At 39.6% G+C, this 2,889-nt stretch carries 1 protein-coding gene; it reads left to right on the forward strand.

What is annotated here, in order from left to right; genetic code table 11:
* A partial coding sequence (locus tag BBROOKSOX_RS09845) for a C80 family cysteine peptidase (RefSeq protein WP_139661520.1) occupies window positions 1–2,889 on the forward strand: 2,889 nt, incomplete at both ends.

Raw genomic sequence — 2,889 nt, forward strand, 5'->3', positions numbered from 1 at the left:
CGATGGGATGAATATCGCCTTAGCAGCGGGCAAAGGCAATATTACCGTCAAAATTGGTGACGGTGATTTTTATGGCGCCATGCTTGAAGTGGGTACTAACAAACAAAGCGTTACCGCTAAGATGAAAACCCTTATGCAAGGCATGTTGTCAAATTTAAAAGAGACGGCCAAAAGTATTTTGGTGAGTCAAACCATAGGAAAGGTCATCAATGGAGACGAAGCAGACATAACCAAACTTCGTGGCACTAGCCACTCCACCCCCAAAAAACCAGACGACTACACCAAAAATGTAGATGCTGTTAATAAAGAGGTTGATCGCTCGAAATATCAGCAAACAAACGCCAATGAAGACTCAGGCGTTGACACACAATCACAACAAGACAAGAACACGGTTGATTCTTTGAAAACCGATACACAAGTCGATCAAGAAGACGCCAATCAAGGCGCACAGGAAATTACGAATGTTTTGGGCAGTAGTAACAATAGTTTAATGCAAAACCAAGATCAAAACCAAACCCAAAACCAAGGAAATGATGAGGGATGGCGTGAGTTAAACAAAAACGGACAAAGTGAGCATCACAATAGTTATACCCAATTTGGCTCTATTAATAAAGTTAAGAGCAAAGCCAACCAAGAGATCAAAGACAGCGAAAAAGGCATTAAGCAAAGCAATGAGAAAACACAAAAAGAGTTCGACAATGTCAAACAGCGTGACCAAAATAATAAATCGCACCAGCAAAAGGAACAACAAAAAGCAACGGGGCGCCTAGAGGTTGCTAATCAAAATCTTGTTGACCACCTTGATACGCCCAAGACACAAACATCTCTTGACAACAGTAAAGACATCATTGCACTTGCTAAATCCACCACCACACTGACACCTGCTAAATCTACCACCATACTTACACCTGACAAACCTACCACCACACCTACACTTGCTGAATCTACCACCACACCTACACCCAATAAACCTACCACCACACCCACACCTGATAAACCCACTACTAATGACACTGAAGAAGTAAAAACCAGTAAGACGGAAAAATGGTTTAGCACCAAGCTCAACAAAGGGTTTTTTCAAGGTTTGTCGTTTTCTCAAGATTTATCGTCTTCTCAAGTGCCTCAAATTTTTATTATTACCGATTTTTCAAATGAAAGTCTTGACTTGGGAGTGAAACTCAGAGAAAAGAATGACATTGTTCTTTATTACAACACAAAAAACAATGAAATTGAATACTTATATGGGCAACAAAACGACATCGAGGTCGAACGCATAAAATATCAAATTATTACCAATGGCAAGGTTGTCAATACTTTGATTGAAGACATTGATAGCAGTGAATATGTTGTGAATGCTGATCAGGATCCAGAAGATGAAATTGATGCAGAAGCTATTGTGGCACAACTACAACAAGTCATCACCCAAAGAAGAGCAAGTACAGGATTGCATAAAAACTGGTTTACTAGATATAGATTTGCAAAAAAAGAATTGCCATTTGACAGTTTATTTTTTACCCCAGAACAAAACAAACCCAGCCAACCCAATACCCAACCCAATACCCAACCCAATACCCAACCCAATACCCAACCTGTTGACAAGACAACATCTAGATATCAAAGCAACATTATCGTTCAAAGCAGTAACGACCCGATTGCAGTCAAAGCAGCTAACGCCTTATTCAACAAACACCCTAACACCAGCATCCTTGTCAAATTTGATCAAAATGGCAATCTTGTTACTCTACAAGGCGAGACTTACACACCAACAGGCGATACCCGTGTTAATTTTGTCGGTCATGGTACCGACTTCAACCAAGAAGGCGCACAATCGTTAGCAGATAAAGCCAAAATACTGCAACAAACCTACGGCAACACCACCAACACCAACATTGGGCGTATCGCCTTAGTCGGCTGTGGCACTGATGGCATTAATCAAAACCTCACCCAAGACTTCGCCAAAGCCATTTATAACGACACGCCTACACTAAAAACTGCCGAAATAACCGGCAGAAAAGGCGATATGCAAATCAACCCTGATGGTACTAAAACCATGGAGGTGGGTGGTAAAAAAATGATTTATCAGTGGAACGATGACTTAAATATCGTTACCCAGCAAACTGAAGAATCTAAGCGTGCAGGGGAGATATTAGGAAACTTGAAACTGGGTTGTGTGAGTTCTAAAGACTCATCTGATACTGACATTGATACTAATATTATTGATATAGATAGCATTCCAGATACTTTAACCACTGAACAAGTAGACATAAGCGACGCTGTTGGATCGGGCGCATTTAAAACTGCTTACAATTTAAAAGGTCAACCTGATTTATTGGTGGTGTTATTAAAACCACGCTATCGAGCCACTGAAATTAAAAAAGAAATAGGATACTTAAAGCAACTAGAAGCGCTTGGCATAAAAACACCTAGGCGTTATAAAAAAATCACATTTATAGATACATCTATGCCCAAACCTAATGTTAAGCGACATGGTCTAGTTGTGCAAAAGATTAAAGGTGCGTGGGATATAAAATTAAGACAGAAAGGTATTGTTCCTCTAGTAGGAGTACTTGATAATAGCAACAACCAAACCTTGGAAGATCTCAAGCGTTTACAAAAAATATTTTCAAAAAATTCCAATCTTTGTGTGTGGGACCTCCAAGGGCTTGTTGCTGAAGATGGTCAACTGTATATTATGGATCCACAGTATGTTGATATGCAGACAAACAGTAAACATAATTCGGCTCAATTAGATGCTTTACAGGGATTTGAGAAAAATATTTTAAAACACCACAAGCGCTTTACCGACAAAACACTCAATCACATTGTCTACATTGATAAGGAACTTTGGGACTCACCCGATGACGCACTCAAACAAAAAATACTAAGTGA

It is taken from the genome of bacterium endosymbiont of Bathymodiolus sp. 5 South (genome assembly GCF_900128535.1).
Lineage (GTDB): Bacteria > Pseudomonadota > Gammaproteobacteria > PS1 > Pseudothioglobaceae > Thiodubiliella.